The sequence below is a fragment of the Saccharothrix sp. BKS2 genome, assembly GCF_047689505.1.
Classification (GTDB): Bacteria; Actinomycetota; Actinomycetes; order Mycobacteriales; family Pseudonocardiaceae; genus Actinosynnema; species Actinosynnema lopnurensis.
In genome coordinates this window covers 201,568-217,727 of the sequence record NZ_JAUQOL010000012.1, presented here as the reverse complement: position 1 = coordinate 217,727, position 16,160 = coordinate 201,568, and the positions used below count along the sequence as shown (strand labels likewise).

14 protein-coding genes and 1 tRNA gene are annotated in these 16,160 nt (G+C 73.3%); 5 read left to right on the top strand and 10 right to left on the bottom strand.

Going from position 1 to position 16,160, the window contains the following annotated elements; all coding sequences use genetic code 11:
* Positions 1-24 precede the first annotated feature (24 nt).
* Entirely contained in the window at positions 25-843 is an 819-nt protein-coding gene (gene rsmI / locus Q5530_RS25780) for a 16S rRNA (cytidine(1402)-2'-O)-methyltransferase (protein ID WP_415365447.1), read from the bottom strand.
* A 51-nt stretch (positions 844-894) separates the two neighbouring features.
* Between rsmI and Q5530_RS25775 the strand changes: the two genes are divergently transcribed.
* Complete coding sequence (locus Q5530_RS25775) at positions 895-2,466, top strand: dolichyl-phosphate-mannose--protein mannosyltransferase (protein WP_415365332.1); 1,572 nt, start codon at positions 895-897, stop codon at positions 2,464-2,466.
* Positions 2,467-2,517: 51 nt separating this feature from the next.
* Here Q5530_RS25775 and Q5530_RS25770 read toward each other — a convergent pair whose 3' ends face one another.
* The 5 genes from Q5530_RS25770 to Q5530_RS25750 all read right to left on the bottom strand — a co-directional run bounded on the left by Q5530_RS25770 (position 2,518) and on the right by Q5530_RS25750 (position 10,765).
* Positions 2,518-3,336 carry a hypothetical protein gene (locus Q5530_RS25770; protein ID WP_415365331.1) on the bottom strand — a complete coding sequence of 273 codons (819 nt, stop codon included), beginning with the start codon at positions 3,334-3,336 and terminating at the stop codon, positions 2,518-2,520.
* Positions 3,337-3,633: 297 nt separating this feature from the next.
* On the bottom strand, positions 3,634-5,661 hold the full coding sequence (locus Q5530_RS25765) for a protein kinase domain-containing protein (protein WP_415365330.1): 2,028 nt from the start codon (positions 5,659-5,661) through the stop codon (positions 3,634-3,636).
* Between the two features lie 296 nt (positions 5,662-5,957).
* Complete coding sequence (locus Q5530_RS25760; protein ID WP_415365329.1) at positions 5,958-7,271, bottom strand: carbohydrate-binding protein; 1,314 nt, start codon at positions 7,269-7,271, stop codon at positions 5,958-5,960.
* A gap of 118 nt (positions 7,272-7,389) precedes the next feature.
* Positions 7,390-10,374 (bottom strand): UvrD-helicase domain-containing protein, encoded by a 2,985-nt coding sequence (locus Q5530_RS25755; protein ID WP_415365328.1) that lies wholly within the window; start codon positions 10,372-10,374, stop codon positions 7,390-7,392.
* Positions 10,375-10,423: 49 nt separating this feature from the next.
* Entirely contained in the window at positions 10,424-10,765 is a 342-nt protein-coding gene (locus Q5530_RS25750; RefSeq protein ID WP_415365327.1) for a winged helix-turn-helix transcriptional regulator, read from the bottom strand.
* A gap of 112 nt (positions 10,766-10,877) precedes the next feature.
* Between Q5530_RS25750 and Q5530_RS25745 the strand changes: the two genes are divergently transcribed.
* Positions 10,878-11,744, top strand: coding sequence for an NAD(P)-dependent oxidoreductase (locus tag Q5530_RS25745; protein ID WP_415365326.1), 867 nt, complete (start codon positions 10,878-10,880; stop codon positions 11,742-11,744).
* A gap of 51 nt (positions 11,745-11,795) precedes the next feature.
* Here Q5530_RS25745 and hisS read toward each other — a convergent pair whose 3' ends face one another.
* Positions 11,796-13,085, bottom strand: coding sequence for a histidine--tRNA ligase (hisS, locus tag Q5530_RS25740; RefSeq protein WP_415365325.1), 1,290 nt, complete (start codon positions 13,083-13,085; stop codon positions 11,796-11,798).
* 277 nt (positions 13,086-13,362) lie between these two features.
* Here hisS and Q5530_RS25735 point away from each other — a divergent pair, with 277 nt between their 5' ends.
* On the top strand, positions 13,363-13,698 hold the full coding sequence (locus tag Q5530_RS25735; protein ID WP_415365324.1) for a helix-turn-helix domain-containing protein: 336 nt from the start codon (positions 13,363-13,365) through the stop codon (positions 13,696-13,698).
* Here the strand turns inward: Q5530_RS25735 and Q5530_RS25730 are convergent.
* Positions 13,662-13,865 (bottom strand): hypothetical protein, encoded by a 204-nt coding sequence (locus Q5530_RS25730; protein ID WP_415365323.1) that lies wholly within the window; start codon positions 13,863-13,865, stop codon positions 13,662-13,664. The genes Q5530_RS25735 and Q5530_RS25730 overlap by 37 nt on opposite strands.
* Positions 13,866-13,874: 9 nt before the next feature.
* Here Q5530_RS25730 and Q5530_RS25725 point away from each other — a divergent pair, with 9 nt between their 5' ends.
* Complete coding sequence (locus Q5530_RS25725) at positions 13,875-14,579, top strand: ImmA/IrrE family metallo-endopeptidase (RefSeq protein ID WP_415365322.1); 705 nt, start codon at positions 13,875-13,877, stop codon at positions 14,577-14,579.
* On the top strand, positions 14,576-15,205 hold the full coding sequence (locus Q5530_RS25720) for a hypothetical protein (RefSeq protein ID WP_415365321.1): 630 nt from the start codon (positions 14,576-14,578) through the stop codon (positions 15,203-15,205). Before Q5530_RS25725 ends, Q5530_RS25720 begins: the two co-directional genes overlap by 4 nt.
* A gap of 145 nt (positions 15,206-15,350) precedes the next feature.
* On the opposite strand, the gene Q5530_RS25715 is transcribed toward Q5530_RS25720, so the two are convergent.
* A tRNA-Ala gene (locus tag Q5530_RS25715) sits at positions 15,351-15,423 on the bottom strand.
* A gap of 70 nt (positions 15,424-15,493) precedes the next feature.
* Entirely contained in the window at positions 15,494-16,153 is a 660-nt protein-coding gene (glpR, locus tag Q5530_RS25710) for a gephyrin-like molybdotransferase receptor GlpR (RefSeq protein ID WP_415365319.1), read from the bottom strand.
* Positions 16,154-16,160 lie beyond the last annotated feature (7 nt).

Sequence of the window (16,160 nt, the reverse complement as noted above, 5' to 3'; positions counted from 1 at the left end):
CCGCCGGCGAGCGTCGGCCGCCGGTCACCCCCCGCTGATCGCGGCGTCGTACAGCGCCTTCTTGCTCACCCCCGCCGCCGCCGCGACCTCCGCCGCCGCCGTCTTCAGCCGCTCGCCGTCGGCCACGCGCTGCTTCACCTCGGCCACCAGGGACCCCATCGAGGGACCCTCGCCGGGTTCGGCCGGCGCGAGCACCACGGTGACCTCCCCGCGCACCCCGTCGGCCGCCCACTCGGCCAGCTCGCCCAGCGTCCCCCGGCGGACCTCCTCGTAGGTCTTGGTCAGCTCCCGGCACACCGCCGCCCGCCGGTCCGGGCCCAGCTCGGCCACCGCGTCCGCCAGGCTGTCGGCCAGCCGGTGCGGCGACTCGAAGAACACGCAGGTCCGGGGCTCGTGGGCGAGGCCGGCGAACCAGCGCCGCCGCTCGCCCGACTTCCGGGGCGGGAAGCCGTCGAAGCAGAAGCGGTCCGACGGCAGGCCCGAGACGGCCAGCGCGGTGGTCACCGCGGACGGGCCGGGCAGGCACGTGACCCGGATGTCCTCCGCCGCGCACGCCGCCACCAGCCGGTAGCCGGGGTCGGACACGCTGGGCATGCCCGCGTCCGTCACCAGCAGCACCGTCGAGCCCTCCCTGAGCACCTCCAGCAGGCCGGGCAGGCGGGCCTGCTCGACCTGGTCGTAGAAGCTCACCACGCGGCCCGAGGGGGTCACGTCGAGCGCGGCGGCCAGCGACCGCAGCCGCCGGGTGTCCTCGGCGGCGACCACCTCGGCCGTCGCCAGTGCGTCGACCAGGCGAGGCGAGGCGTCCCGAACGTCTCCGAGCGGAGTAGCCGCCAGCACCAAACGGCCTGATCCCGATACAGGTCTCACACCGCTCACCCTACGATCGGCCTCGTGAGCCTGATCGCACCGCAGTCCGCAGACGACGTGGTCGCCCCCGGGGAAGTGCCGGCGGCCGGCCCGCCACCGGGCAACGACCGCGAGTCGCGGGCCCGCTCGCTCGAACCCGGCCCGGTGAGCGCCCCCCTGCGGGGCTGGCTGATCACCCTGGCCGTGGCGCTGGTCGGCGGCGTGGTGCGGTTCTGGAACCTCGGGTTCCCGACCGACAAGGGCACCCCGATCTTCGACGAGAAGCACTACGTGCCCCAGGCGGCGCAGGTGCTGCGCAACGGCGGGTACGAGGACAACGCCGGCTACGAGCTGATCGTCCACCCGCCGCTGGGCAAGCAGCTGATCGCGATCGGCGAGTGGCTGTTCGGCTACGACGGCGTGGGCTGGCGGTTCGCCTCGGCGGTGGCGGGCACGCTGACCATCCTGCTGGTGGTGCGGATCGCGCGGCGGCTGACCCGGTCCGACCTGATCGCGGCCATCGCCGGCGTGCTGCTCATCGCGGACGGCCTGAGCCACGTGCAGTCGCGGATGGGGATGCTCGACGCCGCGCAGGCGTTCTTCGTGGTGGCCGCGTTCGCGTGCCTGGTGGTGGACCGCGACCAGGTCCGCGCCAGGCTGGCGGTGGCGGTGCGCGAGGGCTGGGTGACCGACTCGCCGTACGGGCCGTGGCTGGGTTTCCGCTGGTGGCGGTTCGCCGGGGGCATCTCACTGGGCCTCGCGTGCGGCGTGAAGTGGTCCGGCCTGTGGTACATCGCGTTCTTCGGCGTGATGTCGGTGCTGTGGAGCGCCACGGCGCGGCGGGCGGCGGGCGTGGAGCGGCCGTGGCTGGGCTCGTTCGCCAAGGACCTGCTGCCGTCGCTGTTCGCGCTGCTGGTCGTGCCGCTGCTGGTCTACCTGGCGACGTGGTGGTCGTGGTTCGCCTCGGAGACCGCCATCGACCGGCACGTGGTGGGCTCGAAGCTGCCCGACGACTCGTGGGTGCCCGACCCGCTGCGGGCGCTCTGGTACTACAGCTCCAACGTGTTCGAGTTCCACACCAACCTGGTGACGTCCGCGACGAACCAGCACCCGTGGGAGTCGAAGCCGTGGACGTGGCCGATGGGCCTGCGGCCGATGCTCTACTACTTCGAGGGCGCGGTGACGGGCTGCGGCGCGGCGACCTGCGTGGGCGCGATCATGCTGGTCGGCACGCCCGCCATGTACTGGCTGGCGTTCCCGGTGCTGGCGTGGGCGCTGTGGCAGGCGATCAGCCGGCTGGACTGGCGGTACGCGGCGGTGCTGGTCGGGTACGGCGCGGGCTTCCTGCCCTGGTTCATCAACGTCGACCGGCAGATGTACCTGTTCTACGCGTTGCCGATGGCGCCGTTCCTGGTGCTGGGCATCGCGCTCGCGCTGGGCGAGGTGCTGGGCCGCGCCTCGGACGGCCCGGAGCGCCGCGGCACGGGCCGCTTGGCGGTGGCCCTGTACGTCGGCCTGGTGGTGGCCAACTTCGTCTGGCTGTGGCCCATCCTCAACGGCAACCCGATCACCCCCGAGATGTGGGACGCCCAGAAGTGGCTGCCGTCCTGGAACTGAACCCGCGGTGACGGCGGCGGTCCCGGCCGCCGCCGTCGCGCTCCCGCCCGGTCAGGCCGGGGATCCGGCGTGCCCGGGAGCGGCCGCCGTCCTGGCGGTGACCTCGGGCCCGTCCTGCGAGGACGGCGCGGTGGACACCAGGGCGGGCGGCACGTCGGCGGGCGGCGTGAAAACCTCTTCCGGACGGATGCGCGGCGGCGGCGTCGACGTCCACGGCTTGAGGTTCTGCACGACGTTCTCGTAGAAATCGGTCACGGCATCGAGCACGGAATCGATGAACGAATTCCGGCCCGTTCCGCGCTTGCTCCCCATCGGCGTCGTGGTGGCCACCCGGAAACCGCGGATCTCCTTCGCCGGATCCACCACGAGAACCGCCGGGTCGGTCCTCACCACCCGCAGCAGCTCCGACGCGCCGGCACCGCGCCCGTGCAGCGTGAAAGCCTCCAGCCGAACGGTTTCCGGGGCGTCCTTCAACTGCCGGACCAGCCAGTTGACCCGCGTGGTGGGACGGCCTTCGCGGGGACCGTCGAAGTCGACGTGGCAGACGACCCGACCCGCGCGCAGGTCGGCGGTCACCTGGAGGGTGCCGACCGTGCCCGGGATGCGGATGCCACCGGTGAGGCGCCCGTCGGAGACGAGCTGCCCGACCTGCGAGGTGACGCGCAGCTGGGGCTCGGCCAGCTCCTTGCGGGTGAGGGCGGGCGTGACCTCCGCGCCGAGGCGACGGCCGAGCTGGAGGCAGGCGAAGCGGATCAGCGCGTCGAAGCGCACCGCGACCTCGGGGGCGGTCTTGTCGGTGGCGCGCAGCGTCCCGGCCTGGATCGCCTCGCGCAGCGGGACCCACGAGGCGCCCATGTCCTCGAACGCCATCGCGCCTGATCGCGGGTGCCCAGGTAGCGGATCAGCTCACCGAGGATTGCACGGCCGCCGCCGCGGGGGGCGCCGAGCGGTTGCGTGGGGGTGCGCCCGAATTCACGCACCGCGGACATCACCGCAAGCAACGCGGAAGTCGCTCGGCGTTCCTGTTCTTCCACGCCGTTGATCCCCGAAGTGGGAATCAGCCGGGCAGGTGTTACCGGAGCACCGCGCGTTCACCCTTTTGCCGCAACGGCCCGCACCGGGCACGGCGGACCCGACCGCCGCCGTGCTCGCGCCCCTCGGCCCGGGTCAGCGCACGGGCCGGGTCGGCGGCTCCGGCCGGTCGATCATCCTGGTCACCGGGCCCTCCTTGCTCAGCCCCGCCTGCGACAGCCACGAGGACAGCTCGGCCCGGATGGAGGCCAGCGACGGCCGCTTGGCCGGGTCCGCGTCCAGCGCGCTGGTCAGCAGCCGGGCGTGGGCGCTGCGCTGGGGCAGCTTCACGCACGGCTCGCCCTGCGCGGCCGCCATCAGCGAGGAGATCGGGTTCTCCCGCGACCCGCGCGGCGGGTGGCCGGTCAGCGCGTAGCTGACCGTGGCGGCGAGCTGCCAGGCGTCCGAGGCCGGGCTGGCGGCCTCGCCCCGGGCGGTCTCCGGGGCCAGGAAGTCGGGGGTGCCGACCATCATGCCGGTGGCGGTGAGCGTGCTGTCGCCCTTGGACCGGGCGATGCCGAAGTCGATCAGGTGCGCGGTGCCGTGGGTGTCGACGATGACGTTCGACGGCTTCACGTCCCGGTGCAGCACGCCCTCCTCGTGCGCGGCGACCAGCGCGTCGGCCATGTTCACCCACAGCCGGGCGGCCAGCGTGTCGGCCAGCAGGCCCTGCTTGAGCACCACCTCGGACAGCGGCTGCCCGTCGATGTACTCCATGATGATCGCCAGGCCGTCCGGGTCCTGCACGATGTCGAACACGCGCACGCAGTTCGGGTGCCGCACGGCCGCCAGGGCGCGGGCCTCGCGGACCATGCGCTGCTCGGTCTCGTTGTCCGGGGCGTGCGCGAGCTTCACCGCGACCGTGCGGGCCAGCTGCTCGTCCACGGCCAGCCAGACCGTGCCGAACCCGCCCCGGCCGAGCTGGCGGATGCGCCGGAACCGGCCGCTCGCCGGGTTCCACACCCTGCCGGAGTCGGTCACCGGGGTCGGGTTGGAGCCGCCCGTCGAGTGCCCGCCCGCGTTCGGCCCGAACGGCAGCGGACCGGGGGTGTCGGCCAGCTTGGCGGGCTGCTCCACGCGCGTGGGCGGGTAGGAGGCGGGTGGCCTGGGCGTCGGCTGCGAGGGTGCCGGCTGCGAAGGAGTGGGTTGCGAGGGCGCCGGCTGTGAGGGGCGCCCGTCGGCGACCCGCGTCGGCGGGTACTGCCGGTGGGGCGGCGGCACGGGCCGGTACGGCGCGGGCTGGTAGGGCGGGATCTTCGCGGGCTGGTACGGCGGCGGCTTCTCCGACTGGTAGGGCGGCGGCTTCTCGGGCTGGTACGGCGGCGGCTGGTGGGCCTGCGGCTGGGTCTGCTTGGGCTGCGACTGGGTCTGCTTGGGCTGGGACGGCAGCTGCTTCTGGGACGGCTGCTGCGGCGGCGTCCTGGACGCCGCGGGTTGCGGGTTCGGGTTCCCGCGATCGCGACCGGGGCGGTTGAGCATGGCGGTAGTCAACCCGAAAACCTTGACCACCAGGGAGCCCATCAGGGCGATCGGGAAGAACCCGAGCAGCAGGTGGCCCACCAGCGTCACGGGCAGTGCCGACGTGGCCACCAGCAGCACCAGGAACGGCGGCCAGAACACCCGGCGCGGCCAGCTCGGGCCGAGCCGGAAGGCCGAACCGGCCTGGAGCATGACGAACAGCAGGCACAGCAGCGCCAGCAGGCCCGTCACCCCGCCCGCGATCATGAACACCACGCCGCCGTTGAACGCCTCCAGGATCGACGGCGCGCCGACCAGGTAGTCGAACTGGGTGAACGCCACGCACGGCGACCCGTCCAGGGACCGGACGCCCTCGGCCGCGCCGGTGCGCAGCAGCTTGTAGGTGGCCGAGAAGGCCACCCACGGCAGGACCAACGTGCTCGTCACGCCGAGCACGGCGAAGATCGCGCCCGTGATCGGCCCGTAGGAGTTGCCGACCACCCGGCGCACGGTGATCGACAGCAGCGCGGCGACGGTCGGCAGCGCGCCGACGAGCGCGCCGAACGCGGTGGCGGTCCACGCCCAGTCGCCGGGGCACAACCCCACGCCGGCCCAGCCGTGCAGCCACGCCAGCAGCGACTCGGCCAGCTCCACGACGCGCACCACCCCTTCTCCTCGCCCCTCAGGGTACGGGTGCGGGGCCCGCCGCCGGGGTCGCTCGACCGACGCGGTCCCGTTCCGCACCGGTCACGCCGGTGTCACGGCGGGTCGGGCGGGCGGGTTCGGCGGCCGGTTCGGGAGCGGATCCGGGAGCGGGTCCGGCGGCGGATCCGGGAGCGGGTCCGCCGGGCCGGGAGCGGGTCCGCCGGGCCGGGAGCGGGTCCGGGAAGTCCGGGGAGCGGGTTCGGGAGCGCGGGGAAGGGGCCCGGCCGGAGCCGGACCCCCCGCGCGTGCGGTCGCCGCTAACCCACGCGCTCCCACAGGGCGGGCACCGCCGGTGGATCCCAGCCCGTTTGGGACGTGTGCCCCTGCAAGCACCTGTACCCGGCGCCGTCGTACGTCACGAGGGAGCCCGCCGCGTACGCGACACCCGGCTGCCAGGTGGTCTGACCCGGGTTCGTGGTCGTCGTGGTCGGTGACGTCGGGTCCGTCGTCGGCGACCCGCCCTCGACGACCAACCGCAAGCCGTAGACCTGGAGGATCTCGTTGACCGGCTGGAAGTAGATCGTCCCGCCGGACGTGCAGTTCCCGGAACCACCGGAGGTGACGCCCTGCGCCTGGTCACCGGTCAGCCACGAGCCGCCGGAGTCGCCGGGCTCGGCGCAGGCGTTCGTGCGGGTCAGACCGGTGATGGTGCCCTCGGGGTAGGTCACCGAGGCGTTCTTCTGCTGGATCGTGCCGCAGCGCCAGCCCGTGGTGGAGCCGGAGCGGCACACCGACGCGCCCACCGCCGCCTCGGTGCTGCCCCGCACCGGCACCGTGCCGGGGTAGCGGTTGACCAGCGGCCGGCCGGTGTTGCCCGCCGCCGTGCGCACCCACGCGTAGTCGTTGCCCGGGAAGCTGGACGCGACGACCGACCCGGTGGGCTGGGTGGTGGCGGTGCCCGCGCGCCCGCAGTGCCCGGCCGTGACGAACCCGCCCTCGACCGGGAACCCGACCGAGCACCGGGAGCCGCCGAAGTAGTAGGCGTTGCCGCCGATCACGTCGATCAGCGGGCGCGGCTCCTCGGCGGAGCGCTCGACCCGGACCGCGTCCCCGGTCAGGCCGCCGGCCTCGGCGAACGCCCGACCGGCCGCGACGTCGCGGGCCAGCACGACGACCGCGTTGGTGGGCGTGTCGACGTACCAGCCGGGCACGCTCCCGGGCGCGTTGCGCGCGTTCCCGTCGAGCCTGGCCTTGAGCGCGTCGAGCTGCGCCAGGGTGCGCGGAACGAGCCTGGGGGTGGCGCCCGCGTCCCGCACCGACTGGACCTGGGAGGCGGTCGTGACGCCGACCACCAGCTCGCGGGCGTCGGCTTCGAGCCAGGCGCCCGCGAACGCGGGGCCGAGGCGGGCCTTCAGGGTGCGCTCGGTCACGGCCGCGGCCGCCTCCCGGTCGAGGCGGTCGCGCGCCTGGTCCGGGGTGATGCGGAAGTCGCGGGCCATGGCGGCGACGAGGCCGCCGTCCGGGTCGGTGCGCGGGGGTGGGCCGGCGCTCGCCGTGGTGGTCAGGGCCGCCGCCAACCCGGCAGCGCCCAGGACCGCCGCGGCGATCGCGGCAACTGGTCGTCGAGTCATCCGCTGTCTCCTCGCAGGGGGTGGTGACACGGGATCCGAGGACCGACGCTAGCCGGCGAGGCGGTGCGGGGGATGTGTCAGTCGAGTCCTAACGTCGCGTTATGGTCCAGTCCAATTCCTAGAGCAGGCTGAGCTGCGTGCCCTTGCGCCTGCGCCGCGGCCGGGGGTCGCCGACCTGCTCGAAGGACGCCAGCGACGCCAGGAACGGCGACCGCGGCCGCGCGGTGGTGTGGCTGAGGAACAGGTGCCGCTGCGCCCGGGTCATGCCGACGAACAGCAGGCGGCGCTCCTCGGCCACGGCCTCCGCGTCGTCCTCGCCCGGCCACCGCATCGGCAGCAGGCCGTCCTCGCAGCCGACGACGAACACCACCGGGAACTCCAGGCCCTTGGAGGCGTGCAGGGTCAGCAGCGAGATGCGGTCGGCCCGCGGGTCCCACGTGTCGACCTCGACGCCCAGCGCCAGCTCCGTGCGGAACCGCTCGACGTCCGCGCCGCACTCGCCGGCGAGCGGTTTGAGCAGCTCGTAGGCGGTGTGGTCGTCCCCGGCCACGGCGCGCACGCGCTCCAGCACGGTCCCGCCGGGCGCGTGCGCGACCTCGTGCGCGATCCGGGCCACGCCGGGGCGGTCGGCCAGCCGGTCGTGCGAGCGCTTCTGGAACGGCAGGCCGGACCTGGTCAGCGCGTCCACCAGGGCGCGCGACTGGCGGTCGGTCCGGTAGAGCACCGCGAAGTCGGAGAAGCCCAGACCCCGTGTGCCGTCGGAGGACACCCGGCCGCTGTCGAACGAGTGGAACGAGGCCCCGCCCAGCACCTGCTCGACCGTCCGCGCCACGAACGCCGCCTCGGCGGCCTCCGACGGGGCGTGGTGCACGCCGATCGCCGCGTCGCCGTGGTCCACCATCGGCGTCAGCTCGCGGCCGGGCACCAGCGACGACGGCGCGATGACCTCCAGCGCGCCGCGCACCACCGCCGCGGACGACCGGTAGTTGCGGGTCAGGTGCACGGTCCGGGCGGTCGGGAAGTCCTCCCGGAAGCGCAGGAAGAACCCGACGTCCGCGCCGCGGAACCGGTAGATCGCCTGGTCCGGGTCGCCGATCGCGGTCAGGTTGCCGTCCGGCGGCGCGAGCAGCCGCAGCAGCCGGTACTGCTGCTCGTCCACGTCCTGGTACTCGTCGACCGACACCCACCGCCACCTGTCGCGGTAGGCCGCCACCAGCTCGGGCGAGCCCTCCAGCAGGGCCAGGGGCAGCGCGATCAGGTCGTCGAAGTCGACCAGGTCCTGCTCGCGCAGCGCCGCGAGGTACCGCTCGTCCCGCGTCGCGACCAGCGCCTTGGCGGTCTTGTCGTCGGCGGCCAGGGTCCGCGCCACGGTCAACTGCCGGTCCGGGTCGGCCACGCCGAAGGACGCCGACAGCCCCACCGCCGCGTGGTGCTCGCGCAGCACCAGCACCCCGAGCGAGTGGAACGTGGCGATGGTCAGGTCGGCCGCGTGGTCGGGCGCGAGCACGGCCAGCCGCTCGGCCATCTCCTCGGCCGCGCGGCGGGTGAACGTGATGGCCAGGCACGACGGGGCGGGCACGCCGCGCGAGGTCACCAGGTCCGCGATCCGGTGCGTCAGCGTGCGGGTCTTGCCCGTGCCCGGCCCGGCGATGATCAGCAGCGGTCCGCTCTCGACCTCGGCGGCCGCGCGCTGCTCCGGGTCCAGCCCGTCGAGCAGCGACCCGTCCGCGCGGACCGGTCCCGGCTCGGTCCGACCCTCCACAACGGACTCCTCCGGCGCCTTCGCGGGCGCCTTGCGCGGCGCCTTCGCCGGCACCGCGGGTTCGACGGGCTCGGCGTCGAACAGGGCCAACGAGGACGCGCGCCGGGTCAGCTCACCGGGCTCGAACACCCGGATCACGCCGTACTCGCCGTCGTAGCCGGAGTCCCGAACCACCTCGCCGCGCCGCAGCCGCGCCACCGCCTCGGCCAGCAGCGGCGAGTGCGCCCCGATGTCGTCCACCGGCACGTCCTGGAGGATGACCAGCTCCGGCCCCAGCGCCGCGGTGAGCTTGTCGACCTGCGCCAGCACCCTCTTGCTCTTCGGCCCCACGCCGAGGATCTCGCCCACGATCTCCGGCAGCGGCACCAGGCTGGTGAAGCCGCCGGAGGGCGCGGGGGTGTCGCGGTCGGCCAGCTCCTCCACCCGGCTGAGCACGCCCACCGTCAACGGCTTGGCGCAGACCGGGCAGATCCCGTTGTGCGCCAACGTCTCCCGCGGCTCCAGGCGCACACCGCACTTGCGGTGGCCGTCGACGTGGTACTTGCCCTCCTCGGGGAAGAACTCCAGCGTGCCGCCGAACCCCTCCCCCGTCTCCAGCGCGCGCCGCACCGCGTAGTAGTCCAGGTCGGTGTCGAACACCGTGGCCTCGCGCCCCAGCGCGGGCGGCGAGTGCGCGTCGGAGTTGCTGACCAGCCGGTACCGGTCCAGACCGGACACCCGCCGGTTCATGTCCGGGTCGGACGACAGCCCCGTCTCCACCGCGAAGACGTGGTCGGCCAGGTCGGCGTAGCAGTCCTCGACCGCGTCGAACCCGGACTTCGAGCCGAGCACCGCGAACCACGGCGTCCAGACGTGCGCGGGGACCAGGTAGCCGCCGCACTCCAGGGTGATCTCCAGCAGGTCGCGGGAGTCGAGCCCGAGGATCGGCCGCCCGTCCGAGCCGATGTTGCCGATCTTGGCCATGCGCGCGTTGAACCGGGCCGCGGACTCCAGGTCCGGCATGTAGACCAGGTGGTGGACCTTGCGCGTGTGGCCGTCGCGCTTGTAGATGGTCGAGATCTCCACCGACAGCATGAACCGCACCGGCGCGGCGGCCAGCGACGGCGGCAGCGTGCGGTCGATCTCCCGGTCGAGGTCCTCGCGCAGCCGGAAGAGGCCCGGCGCCGCCTCGACCAGGTTCTCGGTCAGGTGGTCGTACCAGGCGGGGTGGGTGAAGTCCCCGGTGCCCACGAGCGAGATGCCCTTGCGCCGCGCCCACCACGTGAGGTGTTCGAGGTCGCAGTCGCGGCTGCACGCCCGTGAGTACTTGGAGTGGATGTGGAGATCGGCCACGAAACGCACCGAACCGATGGTAGTCCCGACCCCCGACACCGCCCGGACGGGCCGCCGCTCAGCCGGTGGCCCCGTCGACCGACGGCACCGGGACGTTCTCCCGCCCCCACTCCCCCAGCGGCTCCAGCGCGAGGTTGAGCGCGCGCCCCCGGTCGGTCAGCGAGTACTCGACCCGGGGCGGCACCTCGTCGTGCACCTCGCGGCGCACCAGGCCGTCCCGCTCCATCTCGCGCAGGTGCGAGGCGAGCACCTTCTCGGTGACCCCCGGCAGCAGCCGGCGCAACCGGCCGAAGCGGCAGCACGGGTGCTCGCCCAGCGCCCAGAGGATCGAGACCTTCCACTTGCCCTCGATCACGGTCATCGCCGCGTCGAGCCCGCACCGGTGCGCGATCGCCCTCATGCCCCCACCCCTCCGGCCCCCACCCCTCTGGCCTGCTCGCTTCCCCCAGAGTAACCACGCACTCCCAGGTGCGTACTTGATCAACTACACGGCCCGCAGCGACCCTGGACCCGTGACCAAGACCCCGCTGACCCTCCTCGGCCTCGGCGCGATGGGCGCCGCCCTCGCCGAGTCCTGGCTCGCCGACGACCACCCCCTGACCGCCTGGAACCGCACGCCCGCGCGCACCGAGGCCCTGGCAGGCCGGGCGGCGGTGGCGGGCACGGCCGCCGAAGCAGTGGCGGCCAACCGCCTCGTCGTGCTGTGCCTGCTGGACGACGCCTCGATCACCGAGGCCCTGGACGGCGTCGACCTCACCGGCAAGGACGTCGTCAACCTGACCACCGGCACCCCGGCCGAGGCACGGGCCCGCGCCGGGTGGGCGCGGGAACGGGGCGCCCGCTACCTGGACGGCGGGATCATGGCGGTCCCGCCGATGATCGGCGTGCCGGACTCGGGCGGCTACGTGTTCTACAGCGGCTCGCCGGACCTGTTCGAGGAGCACGGGGCGACCCTCGCCGTGCCCGCGGGCGCCCGGTACGTCGGCGAGGACGCGGGCTTCGCCGCCCTGCACGACCTGGGGCTGCTCAGCGCGATGTACGGGATGTTCGCGGGGGTGACGCACGCCTTCGCCCTGATCCGAGGGGAGGACGTCTCCCCCGCCGCGTTCGGCGTGCTGCTGGCCGAGTGGCTCACCGCCATGGGGCCGCACGCGGTCGAGACGGGGAAGCGGTTGGAGAGCGGCGACCACACCACGGGCGTCGTGTCCAACCTGGCCATGCAGGCCGCGGGCATCCCGGCGTTCCTCGGCACGGCCGAGGCGCAGGGCGTGAGCCCCGAGCTGCTGGCGCCGTTCTTCTCCCTGGTGCGGCGCCACGTCGCCGCGGGGCACGGCGACGAGGACGGCGCGGGCCTGGTCGACCGGCTCCGCGCCGGCTGACCGGCGCTCCGGGCGGGGGTGGCCGACGACCACCCCCGCCCGGAGCCGGGATCAGCTGGCCCCGTCGGCGCCCAGCGGGCGCTCCGGCTCGGCGGTCCCGTCGTCGGAGACGGCGCGCAGGTGGACGAACCCGGTGAAACCCTGCGCCTCCAGGCGGTTGAGCTGCGCCGGCAGCTTGCCGCTGCGCCGCAGCACCGTGGTCTCCCGCCCCCGCGCGCGTTCGGCGCGGGCGCGCTCCAGCGCGTAGGAGACGGGCACGTCGGCCTCGAACAGCACGGCCAGGGCCGAGCGGGCGGGCACCTCGGGGATCAGGTCCACGATGCGCTCGAAGCCCAGGGAGAACCCGCAGGCCGGCACGTCCCTGCCCAGCGAGCGGCCCACGAGCCGGTCGTACCGGCCGCCGCCCGCGACGGACGAGGACGAGTCCGGGTGCGAGATCTCGAAGATCTGGCCCGTGTAGTAGCCCATGCCCCGCACCAGGGTCGGGTCGAACTGCCAGCGGATCGGGCGGGTCGAGTCCAGGTCGGCCAGGCACCCGACCGTCGTGGCCAGGTCGGACACCACCTCGTCGGCCAGGTTCGGCACGGCGTCGGCGAGCCGGTCCGCGACCTGGTCCGCCGCCAGCCCGGTCAGCCCCTCGATGACCGACCGGACCTCGTCCACGGCCGTCGCGGGCAGGCCGCGCTTCTCGACCAGCTCGGCGCGGACGCCGTCCCAGCCGATCTTGTCGAGCTTGTCCAGGCCGATGAAGAACCCGGACCACTCGGTCTCCGCGAGCCCCGCGTGCGCGGCCAGCGCCGACAGGAAGCGCCGGTCGGACAGCCGCACGGTGGTGCCGGTGATGCCGACGGCGTCCAGCGCCTCGGTCGTCGCCTCGATCAGCTCGACCTCGGCGAGCACCGAGGCGTCGCCGACCAGGTCGATGTCGCACTGGTAGAACTGGCGGTAACGGCCCTTCTGGGGGCGCTCGGCCCGCCACACGGGGGCGATCTGGAACGCCCGGAAGGGCGTGGGCAGCGCGGCGTGGTTGTTGGCGTAGAAGCGCACCAGGGGCACGGTCAGGTCGAACCGCAGGCCCAGGTCGACGAGGTCCCCGACCCGGGTCCCGGCCTCCACGTCCTCACCGAGGCCCCGCTTGAGGACCTGGAAGATCAACTTCTCGTTCTCGCCGCCCTCGCCGCCCCGCAGCCGCCGGATGTCCTCCAGCGCGGGCGTCTCGATGCGGTGGTAGCCGTAGCGGTGGTAGACCTCGCTGATCCGGCCCAGGACGTGGTCGCGCGCGGCGACGCGGTCCGGGAGCAGGTCACGAGTGCCACGCGGCGGACTGTTGTCGATCTTCACCTATCGGCCCCTGCGGTCGCGGTTTGCGGTCTGCCCGGACCGCGGCGCACTCCTCCGCGCCCACCGGGCGGTCTGTCCGCACACCACGACCCGAACTGCTGAAAGGTACTATCCCGGCCCCGTTCGACGCCCGGCGGTTTCCCGGCGGGGCCTTCCGCGAGCCCGGTCGAACCGGTCGCCGGCACGCCCGATCCGCACCGGTCCCTGGCGGACCACAGGACGTCCGACTAGACTGAATCAGGATTACCGATCATGATTCAACGCTGCGGGGGCAACCATGACGACGAACGTCGGCGCACTGGTCGACCGTGCTCGTGTCGCCGCCGACCTCAGTCAGCGGGCCCTCGCCGACGCGACCGGGATCTCGCAGCCGACCCTGTCCCGGATCATCTCCGGGGATCGCCCGGCAAAGATGCCGGAGGTCGTGGCGATCGCCCGGGCGACCGGGCACACGGTCGCCCAGCTCACCGGGGCCGGAACGGTGGCCGACCGAGCGGAGTGCGCGGCTCGGGCCACCAACGACTCCGGCATGGACCGTATGCGGGAAGCGCTGCTGCACTTCCTGGAGCTGGACGACTACCTGAACGACCAGGCCATCCCCACCACGACCTGAGGCGAGAACACGAAACCGTGGACGTAGAAGCCGAGGGGCGCACCGCTGCCGCGCGGTTCCGCGAGGAGCACCGCTTGGGCGTACAGCCCTTGGGCGACCTCGTAGCGCTCGTCGAACAAACAGCCGCGATCGACGTGGCGGTGCTCGAGGCGGGACCGGACGAACACGGTCTGAGCATGCGGGACCCGGCGAGCGGCGCCGTGTTCGTCGGCGTGGCCCGCACCCGGAACCCGATGCGCCAGCGCAGCACGCTCGCCCATGAACTCGGCCACGTGCTGTTCGGGGACTGGGTGGACAGTGGTGCCGGCAACTGGAGCGACCGGACCCCGGTCGAGGTCCGGGCCGACAGCTTCGCCCGCCACCTGCTCGTGCCGGTCGACGGCCTGCGCGAGTTCCTCAGCCCCCGGACGGCCGTCACCCGGTCCACCTTGTCCGCGATCGTCCAGCGGTTCCTCGTCTCACCCGCGGTCGCTTCCATCGCCCTGCACCAAGCCGGGTACATCGACGCCACCGTCAAGCAGGAGTGGATGGCGCTGTCGACGCCCCACCTGGCCACCCGGTTCGGGTGGGGTGACCAGTACCGCGCGCTGCAGACCGAATCCGACCAGCGGAGGGCACCGCAACGGCTGCTCGCCCGAGCGATCAGGGGTTACGCGGAGGGGGTGCTGCCCGCGCAGACCATCGCCACCCTGCGCCGCGTCGCGGTGGAGACCGTCGAAGCCGACCTGCGTGAGGCGGGCATCGCACCCGTCGAGCGGGCGGTCGAGTGGGCCGACCCCGCCGAACTGCCCGACGTGCAGGTGGACCTGGCCGCCTTGGACCGGGACCTCAACGCGCCGGGTGGCCGTGACGACCCGGCAGCGGGAAGAGACGACCGATGAGCCACCGGCCGATCATCGACGCCGGCCCCGGCCTCAACTTCCTCTCCATCAACAAGGAACGCCTCCTCATCGGTGTCCTGGGACGCCTCAGCGCCCCGGAAGCCGTGCAAGAGGAGGTGCTCCGAAAATCCCGACAGGACGTACGGTTCCGCGCCGCCGAGAAAATCTGGCAGAAGCTGACACCCAACTGGGTGGAAATCCTCTCCGACGATCAGACACCCGAGCTCGCAGCCGTCGTCCACCGGATCACCAGCCAAACCATGGAACAACGGCTGGAACACTCGAAGGACCTGGGCGAGACCATGGTCATCGCGCACGCGGTCGTCGCCGCCGAATCAGGCGAGACGGTGACCGTGCTGATCGATGACGGCTCGGGCGCGCGGATCGCGACCTCGGAGATCCGCCGACTCGAACGCCGGCGGGCCGGCGGGCACGCCGCGGGTTCGATCAGGTTGGTGAGCACGCTGACGGTCCTGGGGCGCGCGGCAGGCGGGCAGCACATCCCGGACAAGGCCGCGATGCAGGGCATCTATGAGAGGCTGCGTCGTCTCGATGACGGTCTACCACCGATCACGACGACCGATCTCCTGTCCTCCGGCCTCTGGACCCGAGCCACAACCAGGTGATCAAGAAGAACACGCGCCACGAGGACGAGACCTCCGGAACAGCCCCGGATCGGGGGTCGGGGGTCCGGGGGGTACACCCCCGGGACAAACGACGAGGCGGGGTGTGTTTGCGCTCTCCGCAAACACACCCCGCCCACTCGACGAGTGGAGCTGAGGGGAATCGAACCCCTGACCTACTCGATGCGAACGAGTCGCGCTACCAACTGCGCTACAGCCCCGTGTTCAGTTGTCGTTCCGTCGTGCGGGCGAAGCATATCAGGCCCGAGGGGGTGGTCCAGCCACCCCCCTCTACTCCCCCACCGCCCGCCGGTACGGCAGCGCCTCCGGCCCGTCCAGCTCCACGAACACCGGGTCCTCGTCGTCGGTCTCCACCACGACCGTGCCGGGGCGGACCTCGTGGCGGAAGCGCGGCTGCGGGGCCAGTCCCGCCTCGTCCTCCACCTCGCCGACGAGCTCGTCCTCGTGCCGGGCCGGCTGCGGCGCGTGCCGCCGCCGGGTCTGGGCCAGGCGCGCCTGCCGCCGGGCCCGGACGTCCTCCTCGATCTTCACCTGGCGGCGCAGGTACCCGAGGTAGGACACGAGGGTCACGTCCACCGCGGCGTGCGCCCACCACAGCACCGGCAGCACCAGGCCCGCGACCAGACCCGCGACCAGGGCGAGCAGCAGGAGGGCGCCGACGACCCGGCGGCGGAACGCATACTTGGCCTGGGCCGCGATCGCCGCGCCCTCCGGGTCGTACCCGCCGCGCCCGGGGCGGAACGGCCGGGGCGCGTACTCCAGGTCCGGCTCGTCGTACTCGTCGTAGTCGTCGAACTCGTCGTCGGGCATGGCGTCGTACTCCTCCTCCATGCTGCCGCGCGACGCATCGGCGCGCTTGCGCGCGACCATCGGGACGAGGACGACCAACCAGGCCACGACCAGTCCCACGACGATCAGCGAACTCGGCATCCCCGTC

Excerpts from the sequence above, each read along its gene's own strand:
- Q5530_RS25770 (WP_415365331.1), bottom strand. The coding sequence starts at position 3,336 with ATGGCGTTCGAGGACATGGGCGCCTCGTGGGTCCCGCTGCGCGAGGCG.
- Q5530_RS25760 (WP_415365329.1), bottom strand. The coding sequence starts at position 7,271 with ATGACTCGACGACCAGTTGCCGCGATCGCCGCGGCGGTCCTGGGCGCT.
- Q5530_RS25750 (WP_415365327.1), bottom strand. The coding sequence starts at position 10,765 with ATGAGGGCGATCGCGCACCGGTGCGGGCTCGACGCGGCGATGACCGTG.
- Q5530_RS25735 (WP_415365324.1), top strand. The coding sequence starts at position 13,363 with ATGACGACGAACGTCGGCGCACTGGTCGACCGTGCTCGTGTCGCCGCC.
- Q5530_RS25725 (WP_415365322.1), top strand. The coding sequence starts at position 13,875 with ATGCGGGACCCGGCGAGCGGCGCCGTGTTCGTCGGCGTGGCCCGCACC.
- Q5530_RS25720 (WP_415365321.1), top strand. The coding sequence starts at position 14,576 with ATGAGCCACCGGCCGATCATCGACGCCGGCCCCGGCCTCAACTTCCTC.
- glpR (WP_415365319.1), bottom strand. The coding sequence starts at position 16,153 with ATGCCGAGTTCGCTGATCGTCGTGGGACTGGTCGTGGCCTGGTTGGTC.